At 65.6% G+C, this 1,174-nt stretch carries 1 protein-coding gene; it reads left to right on the top strand.

Annotation, left to right across the window (positions count from 1 at the left end):
* On the top strand, nucleotides 1–1,174 hold a 1,174-nt coding region (locus tag ACGF5C_RS34930; RefSeq protein WP_393308717.1), incomplete at both ends, for a hypothetical protein.

Here is a 1,174-nt window from a genome sequence, read left to right as displayed (position 1 = left end):
ATGTGTGGATGACGGAGGCCCCGGAGCAGTCCTACATCCACGAACAGGCCAAGAACCGCACGGCACGTAACGGTCAGCGCGGTAGCGCGCAAGTGGTGATGTCGCCGCAGGACGCCCTGATTCGCAATGCCATGCACCTGCGCGGGGTCCGAGAGGCGGTGATCGTCTACGAACAGGCAGTGGCCGCCCACAAGGCCGATCCCACGCCTCGGACCCACGATGCGGTCGTCGCGGCGAGCCATGCCGTCCGTGAGATGGCACCGGAACTGCAGCAGCGCGCTTTGCGGCATTCCACCGCGGATTTCATCCGCCACCATGTCTTCTCGACCGGCAACCTCACCCTCACCCTTGCCGAAGCCGACACCGGGTTGTACGGCGAACCCGACTTCACTCGCCCGGACGAGCCGGCGGACCAAGCGACACGGCTGGCCGGATTGCTGGGAATCCCGGCTCCGGCCGTCACGAACCAGATCGCCGAACTCGAACGCAACGGTGCCACCGATCCGGTGCGCGAACTGCTGAATCGGGCCGGTATCGCGCCCGCCACGGCCGAGGCGCTGCGGCAACATGTCGAGGCCACCGCCCCCGCGAAGGCGCGCGAGCGTGCAGGACTCAGCGATGTGGACGCGCTGATCGAGATGATGCCGTTACGGAACCGGCTCGCCGCCGAACTCGGTGTGCCGATCGCGGAAATCGAAGGCGCCGAAGGTATGCGCGTGCTCGATCCGCTGCTGACCGAGGCGAGAGACGCTCTCGCGACAGCGCTGGGTTATCCGGCCGCCGGCATCACCCCCGTCATCGCCCGCGACATCCTGGGCGAAGCGGTCGGCGATCACCTGACCGCCACGAACACCGGACAAGTCGCCGGCGGTGACGATACCGATTCGGCTGCAACAGTTTCCGGACCGGTGAGCCAGGACGCTCAGAATCCGGACACCCAAAACGCGGAGTCCCAGAATCCGGCCGTGCAAGCGGCGACCGTCCAGGATGAAGACGTCGAGAACGCCGACATCCGGGATGTCGCTGACGAGGCGGCCGAGAACATCATCGCCGCCGCGTCACAGTATTTGGCCATTTCGGCCCTGCTCGATTCGGTCGTGCAGATCAATCGCCTCAGACCCAACAGTTGTGTCAACAATGCTGTGACCGGTATGCGAGTGTTGTGCCCCGACAA

This window comes from Micromonospora sp. NPDC047620 (assembly GCF_043205005.1).
Classification (GTDB): Bacteria; Actinomycetota; Actinomycetes; order Mycobacteriales; family Micromonosporaceae; genus Micromonospora.
This window is presented reverse-complemented; position numbering and strand designations above follow the sequence as displayed.